General features: G+C 57.1%; 10 protein-coding genes and 1 tRNA gene. 8 read left to right on the top strand and 3 right to left on the bottom strand.

Annotation, left to right across the window (positions count from 1 at the left end):
* Positions 1-97: 97 nt before the first annotated feature.
* Positions 98-2,422 (bottom strand): acyl-CoA dehydrogenase, encoded by a 2,325-nt coding sequence (locus tag AACQ95_RS01450; protein ID WP_241280359.1) that lies wholly within the window; start codon positions 2,420-2,422, stop codon positions 98-100.
* 48 nt (positions 2,423-2,470) lie between these two features.
* Positions 2,471-3,124 (bottom strand): TetR/AcrR family transcriptional regulator, encoded by a 654-nt coding sequence (locus AACQ95_RS01455; RefSeq protein WP_043134650.1) that lies wholly within the window; start codon positions 3,122-3,124, stop codon positions 2,471-2,473.
* Positions 3,125-3,589: 465 nt separating this feature from the next.
* Here AACQ95_RS01455 and AACQ95_RS01460 point away from each other — a divergent pair, with 465 nt between their 5' ends.
* The gene (locus AACQ95_RS01460; protein ID WP_241280361.1) at positions 3,590-4,330 is read left to right on the top strand and encodes a phosphatase; all 741 of its coding nucleotides are present in this window, start codon (positions 3,590-3,592) and stop codon (positions 4,328-4,330) included.
* Between the two features lie 85 nt (positions 4,331-4,415).
* Positions 4,416-4,491 (top strand) — tRNA-Thr (locus AACQ95_RS01465).
* A gap of 89 nt (positions 4,492-4,580) precedes the next feature.
* On the opposite strand, the gene AACQ95_RS01470 is transcribed toward AACQ95_RS01465, so the two are convergent.
* On the bottom strand, positions 4,581-4,775 hold the full coding sequence (locus tag AACQ95_RS01470) for a hypothetical protein (protein ID WP_241280364.1): 195 nt from the start codon (positions 4,773-4,775) through the stop codon (positions 4,581-4,583).
* A 325-nt stretch (positions 4,776-5,100) separates the two neighbouring features.
* Here AACQ95_RS01470 and AACQ95_RS01475 point away from each other — a divergent pair, with 325 nt between their 5' ends.
* Genes AACQ95_RS01475 through AACQ95_RS01500 form a run of 6 tightly spaced genes read left to right on the top strand, consistent with a single transcriptional unit; the run spans position 5,101 to position 16,330 of the window.
* Positions 5,101-7,617 carry a type I restriction-modification system subunit M gene (locus AACQ95_RS01475; protein ID WP_241280366.1) on the top strand — a complete coding sequence of 839 codons (2,517 nt, stop codon included), beginning with the start codon at positions 5,101-5,103 and terminating at the stop codon, positions 7,615-7,617.
* Positions 7,610-8,911 carry a restriction endonuclease subunit S gene (locus tag AACQ95_RS01480; protein ID WP_241280368.1) on the top strand — a complete coding sequence of 434 codons (1,302 nt, stop codon included), beginning with the start codon at positions 7,610-7,612 and terminating at the stop codon, positions 8,909-8,911. Before AACQ95_RS01475 ends, AACQ95_RS01480 begins: the two co-directional genes overlap by 8 nt.
* Complete coding sequence (locus AACQ95_RS01485; RefSeq protein WP_241280370.1) at positions 8,911-12,243, top strand: type I restriction endonuclease subunit R; 3,333 nt, start codon at positions 8,911-8,913, stop codon at positions 12,241-12,243. Before AACQ95_RS01480 ends, AACQ95_RS01485 begins: the two co-directional genes overlap by 1 nt.
* A 4-nt stretch (positions 12,244-12,247) precedes the next feature.
* Positions 12,248-12,994 (top strand): M48 family metallopeptidase, encoded by a 747-nt coding sequence (locus AACQ95_RS01490; RefSeq protein ID WP_241280372.1) that lies wholly within the window; start codon positions 12,248-12,250, stop codon positions 12,992-12,994.
* Positions 12,995-12,998: 4 nt separating this feature from the next.
* Positions 12,999-14,993, top strand: coding sequence for an McrB family protein (locus AACQ95_RS01495; RefSeq protein WP_241280373.1), 1,995 nt, complete (start codon positions 12,999-13,001; stop codon positions 14,991-14,993).
* The gene (locus AACQ95_RS01500; RefSeq protein WP_241280375.1) at positions 14,990-16,330 is read left to right on the top strand and encodes an McrC family protein; all 1,341 of its coding nucleotides are present in this window, start codon (positions 14,990-14,992) and stop codon (positions 16,328-16,330) included. The genes AACQ95_RS01495 and AACQ95_RS01500 overlap by 4 nt, the downstream gene beginning before the upstream one ends.
* The last annotated feature ends 103 nt before the right edge of the window (positions 16,331-16,433 follow it).

Raw genomic sequence — 16,433 nt, forward strand, 5'->3', positions numbered from 1 at the left:
AAACTGGAATTAATCGAGGTTGTAAATGCATGGTTAACAAACAAAAAAACCGGCCAACTTGGCCGGTTTCTCATCAGGTTCAGTGATGGCAATAGACTCAGGCGGCATGCACCACAGGGTTCGGCTGAGACAGACCTTCCAGCTCGCCAGGGGCGAAGTTGTCCACCTGGATCGCCTCGTAGCGCAGGGCATCGGCGGCCAGCAGCTTGTCGGCCTCATCCTTGCTCAGGATGGACTGGGACAGGGCAGCCGCGACCAGCTCGGGCAGGGCCATCTTGCGGGGCAGCTTGCCCTCTTTCTGGGCCTGCACCAGCTTCTTCTCGTAAGGCTGTACCGCCACCATGGCCAGGAAGGCGCGATCCATCAGACCGACCGGATCCGCATCATCCTTGCCCACGTAGCACAGCGCCGTCAGACGGTCGCGGAACTCGCCCGGCGTCATCATGGCCAGACAGATGGCGTGGCAGCGATCGTCCGCCGGCATCTGGTAACCCACACCGAACGGGAACACCACCCGCTTGAGCACGGCACCCGCCACCTTGTTCGGGAAGTTCTGGAAGAAGCCCTCGAACGCCTTGCCGATGAGGTAGAGGTTGCGCTCCACCGCATACTGCACGAACGGCAGATCGGAGACCATGCGCCCCTGATCCTCGTAGTGCTTGAGGGTGGAAGAAGCGAGGTAGAGGTGGCTCAGCACGTCCCCCAGACGAGCGGAGATCATCTCCTTGCGCTTGAGATCGCCACCCAGCATCAGCATGGAGACGTCGGCACAGAGTGCCAGCCCCTTGCTCATGCGTGACAGCTGCTTGTAGTAACGGGCGGTTTCGCCACTCACCGGAGAGCCGTTGAACTGGCCCAGGGTCAGCCCCTGGAACAGGGCGCCGAAGAAGTTGCCGGTACCGAACGCAATGTGCTTCAGCAGCAGGGCATCAAACTTCTCGAGGCCGCGCTCCACGTCGGTGTCGGCCGCCGCTTCCAGTTCCGCGAACACGTAAGGGTGGCAACGGGTCGCCCCCTGGCCGAAGATCATCAGGTTGCGGGTCAGGATGTTGGCCCCTTCCACCGTGATGGCCACCGGAATGCCCATGTAGGCGTAACCCGTGTAGTTTTTCGGACCGAGTTGAATGGCGCGGCCGGCGTGGATGTCCATGGAGTCATCCATGACCTGGCGCGCCATTTCGGTCATGTGGTACTTGGAGATCGCGGTGACTATGGCCGGTGCCTGACCCAAGTCCAGCGAACCGGCCGTCATGCGACGGGCCCCTTCCAGCTGATACGTCAGGCCGCCGATACGGGCCAGCGCCTCTTGCACCCCTTCGAACTTGCCGATGGACATGCCGAACTGCTTGCGCACATAGGAGTAGGCACTCACGGTGCGGCTCGTCATGTGACCACAGGCGGTACCGAGTGCAGGCAGCGAGATGCCGCGACCGGCGGAGAGGCACTCCACCAGCATGCGCCAGCCGCGGCCGGCGTAATCCGGGCCACCTATGATCCAGTCCAGCGGAATGAACACATCCTTGCCGAAGGTCGGACCGTTCAGGAACGCCAGCCCCATGGGGTAGTGGCGATCACCCACGCGCACGCCGGGGTGGCTGGTGGGGATCAGGGCGCAGGTGATGCCAAGCTCTTCCTTGTCACCCAGCAGTTTTTCCGGGTCATACATCTTGAACGCCAGACCCAGTACGGTGGCACGGGGGGCCAGAGTGATGTAACGCTTGTTCCAGTTCAGGCGGATGCCAAGCACCTCTTCACCCTTGTGCATCCCCTTGCAGACGATCCCCTTGTCCGGGATGGCGCCCGCGTCCGAGCCCGCTTCCGGGCCGGTCAGGGCGAAACAGGGCACTTCCTTGCCGTTGGCCAGCCCCGGCAGCCAGAAATCCTTCTGGGCCTGGGTGCCGTAGTGCATCAGCAGCTCGCCCGGGCCAAGTGAGTTCGGCACCATGACGGTGACCGCCACGCTCAGGCTCTTGGTGGCAATGCGGGTGACTATGGTGGAGTTGGCAATGGCCGAAAACTCGCGGCCGCCGTAAGATTTCGGGATGATCAGGGCGAAGAAGCCTTCCTTCTTCAGATAGTCCCACACCGGCTCCGGCAGGTCTTTGGTTTCATTGACGATCTTGAAGTCGTCGACCATGGCGAGCAGGGTCTCGACCTGATTGTCGATGAAGGCCTGCTCCTCGGCGGTCAGCTCGGCCTTGCCGTAGCCGTGCAGTTTTTTCCAGTCGGGGTTGCCGCGAAACAACTCGCCATCCCACCAGACGGAGCCGGCTTCCATGGCCTCCCGTTCGGTGGCCGACAGGGGCGGCAGTATCTTCTTGAAGATGCCGAACACGGGACGGGTTACCACCTTTTTGCGGATGGAGGGCACGCCGAGCACAACGGCTATCGCCAGCACCAGCAGGATAAGCAATGTGATCATACTCAAGTTCCTTCTATTTCACTGTTTCCGTTGATTTATTGTTGGTTGTTACACGGCCAGGGAGAGCCTGGTCGACTCCACGGGCGCCCCGACACCGGACGCCAGATAAGGAATTACGTTGCGCACCAGCCCTTCTACATCGAGCTGCTGGCCAAAGTCGGCCAGGGCGATGTCGCGTAGCGCATCGGCGGAGGCCATGGTGAACACGACAGTGCCCAGGGTGAAGTGCAGCCGCCAGAACAGATCCGCCGGTGACAGAGACGGATTGGCCTTGGAGATCGCCTGGGTGATCCGCAGCAAAATGGGGCCGTAGTGAGCCGTGATGAAGCGGCGCAGGTGGCCCTGGCTGTCGATGTAGCCACGCCCCAGCAGCTGCATGAAGATGGCGGGGCCATTGGTGCGCACCGCCACCAGCTTCATCAGGGGATCGACGAAGCTCTCGAACACCTGCAGCAGGGTCAACTGCTCCTGCTCCATCAGGGTATTCAGCCGCGCATCCAGCTCAGGCATGAACAGGCTCAGGTAGCGATCGAGCACTGCCTGGATCAGCTCCTTCTTGGAACCGAAGTGGTAGTTGACCGACGCCAGATTGACATCGGCCTCGCTGGTGATCAGACGCAAAGAGGTATCGGCGAACCCCCGTTCGGCAAACAACACCTCGGCGGCATCGAGAATACGGTTTTTGGTATCGATTTTACTCACAGGACACCTCACTTAAACGAATGTTTAAAAAGTACGTTTCACAACCTTTTATGTCAAGAGAATGTGAACGGGTGTTAGTGGAATGTTTTTGCTAAAAATGGAGAACAAGGCGGGAACTTAGCTGACAAACAACACTCTATATCTATGCCACTGCAATTAAACATTAAGTCTCGCCCAACCTGCTGCATGCTAGTTGGGCATTTTTTTGCCCTGTTGGTGTTGGTGACGATGCGCGGGCAAAAAAAACCGTCGCAGGGAGCGACGGCGGGGAAAAGAGGCTGCACCATCCTGATCCAACCCATCGATGCGAGTTCAGGCTTTCATCGATTCATCCATCATGGCGGCCAAGCGTGTTCAAACTTTGTCAACGCCCCCGCAATTTGTGACAAAGTATGACAAGCCACAACATGGTCTCGACCCGCCGCCTTTGCTATGCTGGCGCCTCACGCCAGAAGGGGAGAGAAGATGAAGTATACGGTTGATACCCACACCCATACCGTCGCCAGCACCCACGCTTACAGCACCATTCACGACTATCTGCCCATCGCCAGGGCGAAGGGGATCAAGCTGTTCGCCACCACGGATCACGGCCCCGACATGGCCGATGCCCCCCACTTCTGGCACTTCGTCAATCTGCATGTGCTGCCGCGGGTGGTCGACGGGGTCGGCATACTGCGTGGCATCGAAGCCAATATCAAAAATATCGACGGTGAAATCGACTTCCCCGAGCGCTACGAGTCGCGACTCGACATGATAATGGCCGGCTTCCACGAGCCTGTATTTCCCCCCTGCGATCAGGCTACCCATACCCAGGCCATGATCAACGCCATCAGGAGCGGTCGGGTCGACATGATAAGCCACCCGGGCAACCCCGCCTTCCCCATCGACATCCAGGCCGTGGTCAAGGCCGCCGCCGAATACCGAGTGGCGCTGGAGCTCAACAACTCCTCCTTCAGCCATTCCCGCCCGGGTAGCGAGAGCAACTGCCGCGCCATCGTCGAAGCGGCGCGCGATCTGGGTGCCTATCTCACCTTCGGCTCCGACTCCCACGTGGCCTTCAGCCTGGGGGATTTCGAGCACTGTCATCGGTTGGTGACCGAGGCAAATTTTCCCGAAGAGCGGATCCTGGCGCGATCTCCCCGCGCCCTGCTCGATTTTCTCGAGAGCCGCGGCCGCGCCCATATTCCGGAGTTTGACAGCCTCTGACATTGCCCGTAACTCCATGAGCTCACTCATAAAATTGATGTCAGCTCATTGACTTGCCTCGCTGTTTTCGGGAATCTAGTGCCACGCCGGTATAGCTCAGTTGGTAGAGCAGCGCATTCGTAATGCGAAGGTCAGGAGTTCGATTCCCCTTATCGGCACCATATATAGCAAGGCTCGCAGCGATGCGAGCCTTTTTGCTTTTTGATGTGGGCTAACACTGGGCTAACAGCAGACGGGAAAACCGTATTTTTCACATATCTGCTTTAGCCATTAATATCGCTTCAGCACGACCCGTTGCTGAACTGCCAGTCTGCATGCGGTTATAACTGCGCACGGCATGTTCGAACTGCTGTTCGGTCACACCGCTGTTTGTTTCGTCACTGAGATCAGACACTGGCCAAGGCCAGACAAACAGCAGTTGCGGGGCAATAGGATTGTTATTCATAGTGGCCCCTAGTCGCTTTCTTCGCCTTAAAAACCAGCGAATTCACTGTTAGCTATCAATAGAAACAGTATGTTACGAGCATGTAGGTCATTTTGATTCAATAGACATACTCGATAGCAGTCCGTAAACTTTCAGCAATAATCGGCGATTTTGATTGCTATCCCGAATCAATCAATCGATATCGAACGAGTCGCTTTAAAAGCTAGCCCAATCACAACCCGCGCGACTCAATTTTGTTGTAATACAGTGCTTCATAGGTAAGTGCTGTCAGATACGTCGAGCCAATACCCATCACAGAATCACTAACACTGACTGGATTCACAATATGCCCTTAACCCTGCCACAACTAGAGCGCCATCTATTCAAAGCCGCCGACATCCTGCGCGGCAAGATGGATGCCTCCGAGTTCAAGGAGTACATCTTCGGGATGCTCTTTCTCAAGCGCTGCTCCGACGTCTTCGAACAGCGACGTGAGGAAGTTATCAAACTTGAAATCGAAGCTGGTAAGACACTCGCCGAAGCAAAAGAGTCGGCCGAGAACAAGCGCTGGTATAAGCGAGATGGCTACTTTTGGGTTCCAAAGGAGTCTCGATACAGCTACCTGGTCGACAACTCTCGTAAAGCGAACATTGGCAGCCTGCTAAGTAAGGCGCTTGCCGGGATTGAAGGTGAAAACGTTAGCTTGTATGACGTACTTGAGCACATCGATTTCACGCACAAGATTGGCCAGAGCAAGATCCCTGACATCAAACTGCAGCAGCTCATCACCCATTTCAACCTGCACCGCCTGCGTAATGAAGACTTCGAATTCCCCGATCTGTTGGGGGCCGCCTATGAATATCTGATAGGCGAATTTGCTGATTCGGCAGGTAAGAAGGGCGGCGAGTTCTATACGCCACGTTCGGTGACTCGGATGATGGTGCGTTTGCTCAAGCCCACCCTGGACCATGACATCTACGATCCCTGTTGTGGCTCGGGTGGTATGCTGATCGCCGCAAAAGAATACATGGATGAACACGGTGAAGACGGCCGCAAAGCTAACCTGTTCGGCCAGGAGTTTAATGGAACAGTGTGGTCCATCGCAAAGATGAACATGTTGCTACACGGCATCAGTACGGCCGACCTGCAAAATGATGACACCCTGGCAGAGCCGCAGCACGTTGAAGGCGGCGAGCTGATGCATTTCGACCGGGTGCTGACCAACCCGCCATTCTCTATCCCCTGGGGCAACACCGAGAAAGATGCCGACGGCAAGCCTGCCTGGAAACCCAAATTTGCGGATGAGCGTTTCTCCTTTGGCCAAGTGCCGCTGGGTGCCAAAAAGGCCGACCTGATGTTCCTTCAGCATATGCTGGCGGTCACCCATGACGGCGGCATGGTGGCAACCGTATTGCCCCATGGTGTGCTGTTTCGTGGGGGAGACGAGCAGACCATTCGCAAAGGCATTATAGACGCCGATATCCTCGAAGCCGTGATTGGTGTCGCCCCCAACCTGTTCTATGGCACCGGCATTCCAGCCTGCATTCTGGTGCTGCGTCAGCGGGTGCAGAACGGCGCCAACCGCGTCAGCGGTAAGCCAGCCGAGCGCCAGGGCAAGGTGCTGTTCATCAACGCCGACCGCGAGTTCTTCGAAGGTCGCGCCCAGAACTACCTGCTGCCCGAGCACATCGAGAAAATAGTCACCACCTTCGACGAATTCCGCGCCGTCGACGGCTTCTCGGCCATCGTCGACAACGCCACGTTGGAAGAGAACGGCTACAACCTTAACATCCGCCGCTATGCCGACAACGCGCCACCACCTGAGCCGCACGACGTGCGCGCCCATCTGGTTGGCGGCATCCCCAAGGCGGAAGTGGAAGACAAAGCCAAACTGTTCAGCACCCACGGCCTGAACCCGCTGGACCTGCTGGTGGAGCGCCCTAATGACCCAACTGGCAAGTATTACGATTTCGCGCCAGCACTCGACAAACGGCAGGCCCTCAAGCCGACCATCGAAACCAATGTCGGTCTGGTTGCCAAGGAGGCGGCGATCCGCGCCGCTTTCGAGCAATGGTGGCAGGCCCACAGCACCAGCATCAGGGCGCTCGCGGGCCAAATGGACAACGCTGCCAGCTTAGTGGCCCTGCGCGCCGACCTGCTGGAGAGCTTTAGCCAAAGCCTGGAAGCTATCGGCCTGCTCGACCCCTTCCAGGTGCGCGGCATCGTGGCCGGTTTCTGGTACCAGACCAAGTACGAATTCCTCACCCTACAGGCGCGTGGCGCCAAGGGTGTGGTCGATGCCTGGCGCACTAGCATAGTCACCGCGCTCGAAGACAAGGCCAGCAAGGAAAGCCCGCTGGAGCACAAGCTGGTCAAGTTTCTGATGAGCGATTTCGTCGAGGCCATCACCGAGCTGGAAGCCAAGAAGGCCGAGCTGGACAGCCAGATTAAAGCCGCCAGCCCCAAGGCCACCGAAGGCGAAGACGGTGAAGCCGCCGAGGCGGCGGAGGACGACGGCGACGAAGAAAACGCCGTGAGTGAGGCGCAGCTCAAAGCCTGGAAGAAGGAACTCACTGCCGTCAAAAAGCAGCTCAAGGCGAAGAACGATAGCTTCAAGCAGCACATTGATGCAGCTGTGGATGGCCTGACACCCGAAGCCTCTGCTGAGTTGCTGCTCACCATTTTGCACAACGACATGAACGCCATCGTCGAGCGCTACATCGCTGCCCAGCGCAAGCAGATCATTGCGGCGTTTGAAAACTGGTGGGACAAGTACCGCGTGACGCTGACCGATATTGAGGGCAAGCGGGATGCAGCGGCCAAGGCCTTGCAGGGGTTCTTGGCGGGGTTGCGATATGTCTGACCAGCCTATCTCCGCTATCGCCGACGTGAATCCGTCTGTTCGTATCCCGAAGGGGCTAATCGGCACCGAAGCCGTTTCGTTCATCCCTATGGCCGACGTCTCGGAGTTAGGGCAATGGATCAACCAGCAGACACGCCCGTTGCGTTCCGTATCACTCGGGTTTACGTCGTTTGAAGAAGGCGATGTACTCATCGCCAAGATCACACCATGTCTTGAGAACGGAAAGGGGGCTCATGCTGTTGGCCTTTCGAACGGAATCGGATTCGGTAGTACCGAGTTTCACGTGCTTCGAGCACGGCCGGGAATCAACTCAAGGTTTTTACATCACCTGTGTCAGTGGCGAAAGCTACGTGTTGCGGCCGAAAGCCAAATGGTTGGTTCAGCAGGTCAGCAGCGCGTTCAGCGCCAATTCTTCGACGAGTTCCGTGTTGCGTCGATTGATGCGACTGAACAGTCAATGATCGCCCAAGTCCTCGACACCCTCGACACCGCCATCCACCAAACCGAGGCGATCATCGCCAAGCTCAAGGCCGTCAAGCAGGGCTTGCTGCACGACCTGCTGACGCGCGGCATCGATGCTAACGGCGAGCTGCGCCCGCCGCAGGCCGAGGCGCCGCATCGCTACAAGCCGTCGCCGTTGGGGTGGATTCCGCAGGAGTGGGATGTCGTCACTCTGGAGTCGGTGTCCAAGACGGTTACCAGCGGTTCACGCGATTGGGCGCGCTTCTATGCTGACAGCGGTGCGCTGTTCGTTCGCATTGGTAACTTGACGCGTGAGCACATCAACTTTCGCTACGAATCGACGATGTACGTGCGCCCTCCTCGGAATGCGGACGGACAGCGGACACGACTAGAGTCTGGCGACATCCTGATTTCCATTACGGCCGATCTGGGTATCGTCGGCGTCGTTCCAGATGGTTTGGGCGAGGCGTACATCAACCAGCACATTGCTCTGGTGCGCCCAGACCTTGATGCGGTTAATTCGCGATTCGTTGGCCATTACCTGGCCGGACCAATTGCACAAACCTACATCAGCAAGCTGAACGATGCGGGCGCAAAAGCGGGCCTCAACCTGCCAACGATTCGGGGTTTGGTGACAGCAAAGCCGCTTCGTACCGAACAGGATCTGATTGCGACGCGCTTGGATGAAATCGATAACCGCATACAGAACGCGACGACCGAGTCGGCCAAGCTGCGAGAGCTCAAGGCTGGCCTGATGGACGATCTCCTCACCGGCCGCGTCCGCGTTACGCCACTGCTGGCCGAAGCCGAACAACAACCAAGGAGCGCCTGATGGGCTGGGAACTCGAAGACGTTGAAAAACCATTCGTCGCCCAGTTGCAGGCACTGGGTTGGGCCCATATCGAAGGCAGCATTGACGACCCGGCAGTGACCGGCCGGACTGGCTTTGCCGAGGTGATCCAAGAGGGGTTGCTGCGTGAACAACTGCGCACGCTTAATCTGGGGCCTGACGACGCGCCCTGGTTGGACGAGGCTCGTCTCACTGAGGCCGTATCCGCCATCACCCTGCTTGGTACGCACAAGCTGATGGAGGCGAATGAGAGGGCCACCGCCTTACTGACCCGAGGACTGACGGTGGAAGGTTTGCCCGGCTGGGATGGCGGTCGCGGCCAGACGATTCGCTTTATCGACTGGGACACGCCAGCCAACAACCGCTTCACGGTGGTCAATCAGTATCGTGTGGATTGCCCGCCCGGTTTTAACAGCGCCAAGCAATTCATCGTGCCCGATCTGGTGCTGCTGGTGAACGGCATCCCGCTGGTGGTGGTCGAGTGCAAGAGCCCATCTGTGCCCGAACCGCTGGCCGAGGCTGTGGACCAACTGCGGCGCTACAGCAACCACCGCAAGGCGGCGTTTGAGGTGGACGACAACGAGGGCAACGAGCCCTTGTTTGCTACCAACCAGCTGCTGGTGGCCACCAGCTTTGACGAGTCGCGCGTGGGCTGCGTGGGCGCGGCCTTTGAGCACTACGCCCAGTGGAAGACGGTGGTCGGCCCCAATGGCGTGGGCAGCGAAATCGAGGTAGCACAGGCGCTGGGCAAAGCGGTGTTGTCTGAACAAGAGCGCTTGATCGCCGGGCTGCTGACGCCGGCCCACCTGCTGGACGTACTGCAGAACTTCATGCTGTTCATGCAGGCGGGCGGCCAGACCATCAAGACCGTGTGCCGCTACCAACAATACCGGGCCGTGAACCGGGCGATTGCCCGCATGAAAACCGGCCAGACGCGTCTACAGCATGGCGAGCACGACCAGCGCGGCGGCATCATCTGGCACACCCAGGGCTCGGGCAAGTCGCTCACCATGGTGTTCCTGGTGCGCAAGATGCGCGCGGATGCTGAGCTGCGGCGCTTCAAGGTCATCGTCGTTACCGACCGCAAGGATTTGCAAGGGCAGTTGTCCGTTACCGCCACGCTGACCGGCGAGGTGGTGGAGGTGGCCGAGAGCGCCAACGGTGTGAAAGCGCTGGCAAGGCGCAAGGGGCCGGGGCTGATCTTTGCCACGATCCAAAAATACCGTGACCCGGATAGCGCCGGTGATGAACCGCTGACAGCAGCAGATCTGCCTGCGTCTGTAAAACCCGGGGTGGAAGAAGCGAAAGCCGCTTACAAAGCCGACGACAAGTTTGAGGTGCTGAACGAGGATGACTGCATCCTCGTGCTGGTGGACGAGGCACACCGCACCCAGGCGGGTGACCTGCACGCCAACCTGCTGGCGGGCCTGCCCAACTGCGCGCGTATTGGCTTTACCGGCACGCCGATCATCATGGGCGACAAGAAGCGTACCCATGAGATTTTTGGCGAGTTCATCGACCGCTATACCATCAAGGAAGCGGAGGCTGACGGCGCGACCGTGCCTGTGCTTTATGAGGGCAGAACCGCTAATGGTGCGGTTAAGGACGGTGCCAGCCTGGACGAGCTGTTCGAGGACCTCTTCCGCCAGCACTCGAAGGAAGAGTTGGAGGCGATCAAGAAGAAGTACGCTACCAAGGGCCATATCTTTGATGCCCCAGCGCTGATCGCCGACAAGGCGCGGGACATCCTGCGCCACTATGTGACGAACATCTTGCCCAATGGCTACAAGGCACAGGTGGTGGCCTACAGTCGCCTGGCGGCGATTCGCTATTTCGAGGCTTTGCGTGCCGCTCGCGACGAGTTGCTGGCTGAGGCACAGGCCCTTTCAGCGGAAGACAAAGCGCTGGATGACGAGGCGCTGTGTCAGCGCCTTGTTGGTGTGCAGGCGGTAGTGCAGGCCTGGCGCTACCGCGACACACTAGCGCGCATCGAATTCGCTCCGATTATTTCGGGTAGCAACAACGACGACCCAGCATGGAAGCAGTGGACCGACGGTGCGGCACACGAGCAACTGATCAAGCGCTTCAAGAAGCCGTTGCTCAATGCCAAGCCGGAAAAGACTGACCCGCTTGCCTTCCTGATCGTGAAGTCGATGCTGCTCACAGGCTTCGATGCACCAATCGAAGGTGTAATGTACCTCGACCGGCCGATCCGTGAGGCAGAGCTGCTGCAGGCCATTGCGCGCGTCAATCGTACCGGCTTTGGCAAGCGTTGCGGCATAGTCGTGGACTATTACGGCGTAGCGCAGCACTTGAAGGAAGCCTTGGCCGCCTATGCCGATGAGGATGTAGAAGGCGTACTGCCCAGCCTGAAGGATGAGGTGCCAGTGCTGCGCGATCGGCACCTGCGCGTAGTGGATCTGTTCCGACAGCGAGGCATCGAGTCGCTGGAGGACACAGAAGCGTGTGTCGAGGCATTGGGTAGCGAGAAGTTGCGCGCCGAGTTTGCGGTCAAGCTCAAGGCTTTCCTGGGATCACTGGACACAGTGCTGCCACGACCGGAAGGCTTACCCTATTCAGGCGATGCTAAGCGCCTAGCCTATATCTATGCCCGGGCGCGCAACCGCTACAAAGACACACCGGTACTGGGCAAAGATGTCGGCGCCAAGGTGCGCAAGCTGATCGACGATCACGTCATCTCGCTAGGTGTCGACCCGAAGATCCCGCCGATTCAACTGAGCGATGCCGAGTTCGATACGCACGTTGCACGAGCGGCAAACGACCGAGCTAAGGCTTCCGAAATGGAGCACGCGATTCGCTCACACATCCGCAAGCACACCGATGAAGATCCGGTGCTGTACCGCAAGCTCTCGGAGCGGTTGAGCGACATCCTGAAGACCTTGGGCGAGCAGTGGAACGAGGTGATCTCGCAACTGCAGAAGATCATCGACGAGCTCCGCACGGGCAAGGCTGGGATCGCCGACGCACCAAGTGACTTGCCAGAGCATTGCGCACCGTTCCTACGCACCGTCCTCGATGTGGTGTGTGCAGGCCAGACGCCAACGGCAGCCGAGTTGCTGCGCCTGAAAGATGTTACCGTGGAACTGGTGGACCTGCTGGTCCAAGAACTACAGAGCAACCGAAACATCTGGCGCCCCAACAAAGGGCCAGCACAGCAGGATCTAATAGGACAGTTGTTCGACCATTTAATGTGTCTGCGGCCACCCTTGCTGGATGCGGACAAGGCGGGGGTACTAGCGGACAAGCTGATGGAGCAGGCTCGCGCTAGTCACGACAAGTTGGTGCAGGTGTAAATCCATGCAAGCAGCCCTGAACTCGACCAATCACGACGAAGGCAACACTGCGGCCGAGGCTTGTATCCAAGTGGATGACTTGCAACTTGCGATACGACGCAGCGCCCGGCGCAAGACCATGCAAATCACGGTAGAACGAACCGGGGAACTGATTCTGAGCGCTCCGCCTGACGTGGGGATCGACCAGCTCCGCAAATTTGTCAGTGAGAAGCGCTTCTGGATCTACACCAAGCTCGCCGAAAAAAATCGGCTACAACGCCCTGTATCGCGTAAAGAGTTCGTCGGTGGCGAGGGATTTCTCTACCTCGGACGTACCTATCGGCTAAAGCTGGGTGAGACTCAGGATATACCTTTGAAGCTGGTGAATGGCCGCTTTGTACTGGGCCTTAATGCACAGGAATTGGCACGCGAACATTTCATTCACTGGTACAGCGAAAAAGCCCGTATCTGGTTATCTGGCCGCGTGGCCGATTACCAATCACGCATGGAAGTGGTACCAGCTGGCGTGAAGGTGCAGGACCTCGGCTATCGTTGGGGCTCCTGCGGCAAGGGCGACTGGCTGTACTTTCACTGGAAGACCATCTTGCTGCCACCGCGCATCGCCGAGTATGTGGTCGTGCATGAACTGGCGCACCTACATCAACCGCATCACACACCAGAGTTCTGGCAGCGTGTCGAACGTGCATTACCTGATTTCGAACGGCGTAAAATTTGGCTGGCAGAACACGGTATAGACGTAGAAGGAATTTGAACCGATGGCACAAAACTATTTTAAAAACGACCATTTCAAATTACTGAACAAATGGCAGGGGACTGTCTATGACAAGTCCAATCCAGAGCAGCAGCGCGTCTATGATGAGCTGGTACAGGCATATGACATCACCAAACAGTGGGCTGAAGCACTGCAACAGCAACTGTTCAAGGACGGATGGAACAAGACTATTCGCAAGCCAATAGATCAGTGGCAGAAAAAATTTATCCCATATAACTGGGGGCGAATTTATCCTTCGAGCAATGCCCCCGAGGGGTTGGCCTACACAGTAGGCATTGAGGCTGACTTCGGTTTTGTGGTCAAGATGGACCTCGTAGATATCAAGATAGACGACCCGACATTGCGAAAAAAGTTTGAGCAGATTCGGGGGAATTATACGTCTTCTCCAATTGTCGCCTTCAAATCTATCACTGATGGTTTGGCAATGGACTTTACTGCATTGGTTGACTGGAGTGCTGACGCCATCCGGAACTTCAAGTTCAACTACGACGAAATTGCCGACCAATTGGGTCTCTCCGCAGCGCAAAACGAGGAGACCTTGTTGCACCATTTCCAAGGGCACGAAGACTTTGTTGAACGCCAACCGCAGTGGACAGCCACGACGACAGAATTATTTAGTCGCTTTGCACGTGCAGTAAATGAAATGGGGTTGGACTGGTGGTTCACCCGCACCACCAACAGCCAGCTTCGCTTTGGGCGCAAGGAAAAGGGAGTGGCCAAAGGCGGACCCGTTGGATGGCTTTTCTTGCGCCAGGATGGCATCCGCATCAGTTGGTCTGCTTTTGCCGGTCTAGATGAGCTGGAGTCTAGGGATCTCACCAACGAACTTGTTGAAGTCTTTGAATCGGCCGACAAAGACGAAGGAAGTTGGCCTGCCAAACTTGGGGGGCGCTCTGGACGTAACGGCTACTGGCCAGACGACTATGAGATTGAGGACAACCCGATAAGCGACAAGCCGCCCAAAAACGTCATTTACTATGGTCCGCCGGGTACCGGCAAAACATTCGAGCTACAAGCTCTGCTCGTGTCTGATTACACCGATGCTGAGTATGGGAAGTGCTACGAGTTCGTCACTTTCCATCAGTCCTACGGGTACGAGGAGTTTGTCGAGGGCCTACGCCCCGTCATCACCAAACGTGGTACTAAACATGTGGTTGATAGTGAAACTGCTACTGCGTCGGATGGTGAGGTGCGTTATGAGATCAAACCAGGGGCATTCTTGAGACTCTGTGACCGGGCGCGTAAGAACCCGTCGCGGCAATACGCCATGGTTATCGATGAGATCAATCGCGGAAACATCAGCAAGATCTTCGGCGAGCTCATCACGCTAGTGGAAGTCGACAAACGTGACGGTGCCAAGTATCCCGTCACGGTGACGCTGCCGTATTCCGGAGAGGCATTCAGCGTGCCCTCGAATGTGGATGTGATCGGAACAATGAACACCGCAGACCGCTCGTTGGCGCTGATGGATACCGCACTTCGGCGCCGTTTCGAATTCATTGAGTCGATGCCCAAGCCTTCGGTTCTGGCAGGCATCATCGTCTCCCACAACGGTGTAGACATCAACATCAAGCAGATGCTGACCATGCTGAACAAGCGGATCGAGGCGCTGTATGATCGCGACCACACTGTGGGGCATGCCTACTTCACGCGCATTCAAGACCTGCCAGAGGCAGATCGATTCAGCGAGTTGAAGATGGTGTTCAGGAACAAGCTCATTCCGCTGTTGGAAGAGTATTTCTTCGAGGACTGGCAGAAGATTCGGCTGGTTCTTGGCGACAACCAGAAACCTAATCAAGACTATCAATTCGTGCATGAAATCGGCCGAGAGGAGGATCTGCTGACGCTCTTCGGTCGTGAGCACGAGTTGGATCAATACGCGCCTCGATACGGGTATCAGTTGAACCCAATGGCACTGGATCAGCCAGATGCCTACGTCGGTATCTACGCAGCCAAACCTGCAGTGACTGCCGGATGAGTTCACTGACGATCTTTGAATTCGACAAAATTGTCGAAGAAAAGGCCGGAGCGATGGGTCTTGGTGTACCCAACCGAGTCTTTTCGTGGTTAGAAGCTCAGTGCCTGGGAAATGATGACGATGTACCTGGGTGGATCAAGCCGGCCCGGGTGCACGGACAGCGCGCCATTCAGGTCACCAGCTATGTTGGGGTGATCCGTGCCCCCTGCGGATATCAGATCGAGGTCTTGCCAAAGACGGGCAGGCATACGTCACCTGAGGAAGCGCGCGTGCTCCTTATCGAGATGCTGCAATGTCTGGTGGGGTTTCGCCACATCAAAACTGCCAACGCTGATTTGATCGCGGCACAGATGCCCCTTTTGGAGGTTTTCATCCAGCAGTTTCTGTTGGCAGTGAACTCGTTGGTTAAGCGCGGCCTACGCAGTGACTATGTCGCACGACAGGACAGCCTGTTTGTCTTGCGTGGTCGGCTGTTGGTGGCTCGGCAGATCTCTCAGAATCTGGTCAGGCGAGACCGCTTCTTTACCGAGCATGATGAGTTTTCGCAAGATCGTGCGGAGAACCGCCTGATCCATACCGCACTCCGCCATGTGCTCACCCTGTGCCGTTCACAGGAAAACCAGCGCGTCGCACGCGAACTCTGTTTCATTTTTGCCGACGTTCCGCGGTCTGCCGATGTAGCTCTCGACATGCAGCGAATCAGGCTGGATCGAGGTATGGACCATTATGAGTCTGCGCTGGACTGGGCGAAGTTGATCCTTCAGGGATTCAGCCCAATCACCGGTGCGGGGAAGCATCATGCGACATCACTTCTATTCCCGATGGAGGCTGTGTTCGAAGCCTATGTTGAGAAGCACTTGGCAAGGCAGCTACATAGCGACTATTTCTTAAAGCCTCAGGCAAGCAGCCAGCATCTGGTTGCGCACCAAGATCAAAAATGGTTTCGATTAAAGCCTGACTTACTGGTAAAGCATACCCAAAGCACGTACATGGTCTTGGACACGAAGTGGAAGCTGCTGGATGCGACAAAGCAGAACAGGCGCGAGAAGTATCAGCTCAGCCAAGCCGACTTCTATCAGTTGTACGCCTATGGCCACCATTACTTGGATGGCACCGGAGACATCGTATTGATCTACCCGAAGACGGACGCCTTCACTGAACCATTGCCGGTCTTTGACTTTCACAAACCTAGTGGGCTGCGGCTTTGGGTGCTGCCATTTTGCCTGAACAAACGGCAGTTGCTGCTGCCCGCTCATTCCGGGCTGGATAAGTACTTCGTTCAGGCAGAAACGAATGAATTCCTAGCCGGTGATCTTGAATCGCCCCTACTTTCCTAGACACCTCAAGAGCCTCAAACTGAGGTCATTCAGGAGGTGTTATGAGCAAGCAGCAACGTTACACGGAAGAATTTAAACTGGCCGCCGTCAAGCAGGTGACTGA

The organism is Aeromonas sp. MR19 (assembly GCF_963899305.1).
Classification (GTDB): Bacteria; Pseudomonadota; Gammaproteobacteria; order Enterobacterales; family Aeromonadaceae; genus Aeromonas; species Aeromonas bestiarum.

Excerpts from the sequence above, each read along its gene's own strand:
- AACQ95_RS01490 (WP_241280372.1), top strand. The coding sequence starts at position 12,248 with ATGCAAGCAGCCCTGAACTCGACCAATCACGACGAAGGCAACACTGCG.
- AACQ95_RS01495 (WP_241280373.1), top strand. The coding sequence starts at position 12,999 with ATGGCACAAAACTATTTTAAAAACGACCATTTCAAATTACTGAACAAA.
- AACQ95_RS01470 (WP_241280364.1), bottom strand. The coding sequence starts at position 4,775 with ATGAATAACAATCCTATTGCCCCGCAACTGCTGTTTGTCTGGCCTTGG.
- AACQ95_RS01480 (WP_241280368.1), top strand. The coding sequence starts at position 7,610 with ATGTCTGACCAGCCTATCTCCGCTATCGCCGACGTGAATCCGTCTGTT.
- AACQ95_RS01475 (WP_241280366.1), top strand. The coding sequence starts at position 5,101 with ATGCCCTTAACCCTGCCACAACTAGAGCGCCATCTATTCAAAGCCGCC.
- AACQ95_RS01485 (WP_241280370.1), top strand. The coding sequence starts at position 8,911 with ATGGGCTGGGAACTCGAAGACGTTGAAAAACCATTCGTCGCCCAGTTG.
- AACQ95_RS01500 (WP_241280375.1), top strand. The coding sequence starts at position 14,990 with ATGAGTTCACTGACGATCTTTGAATTCGACAAAATTGTCGAAGAAAAG.
- AACQ95_RS01450 (WP_241280359.1), bottom strand. The coding sequence starts at position 2,422 with ATGATCACATTGCTTATCCTGCTGGTGCTGGCGATAGCCGTTGTGCTC.
- AACQ95_RS01460 (WP_241280361.1), top strand. The coding sequence starts at position 3,590 with ATGAAGTATACGGTTGATACCCACACCCATACCGTCGCCAGCACCCAC.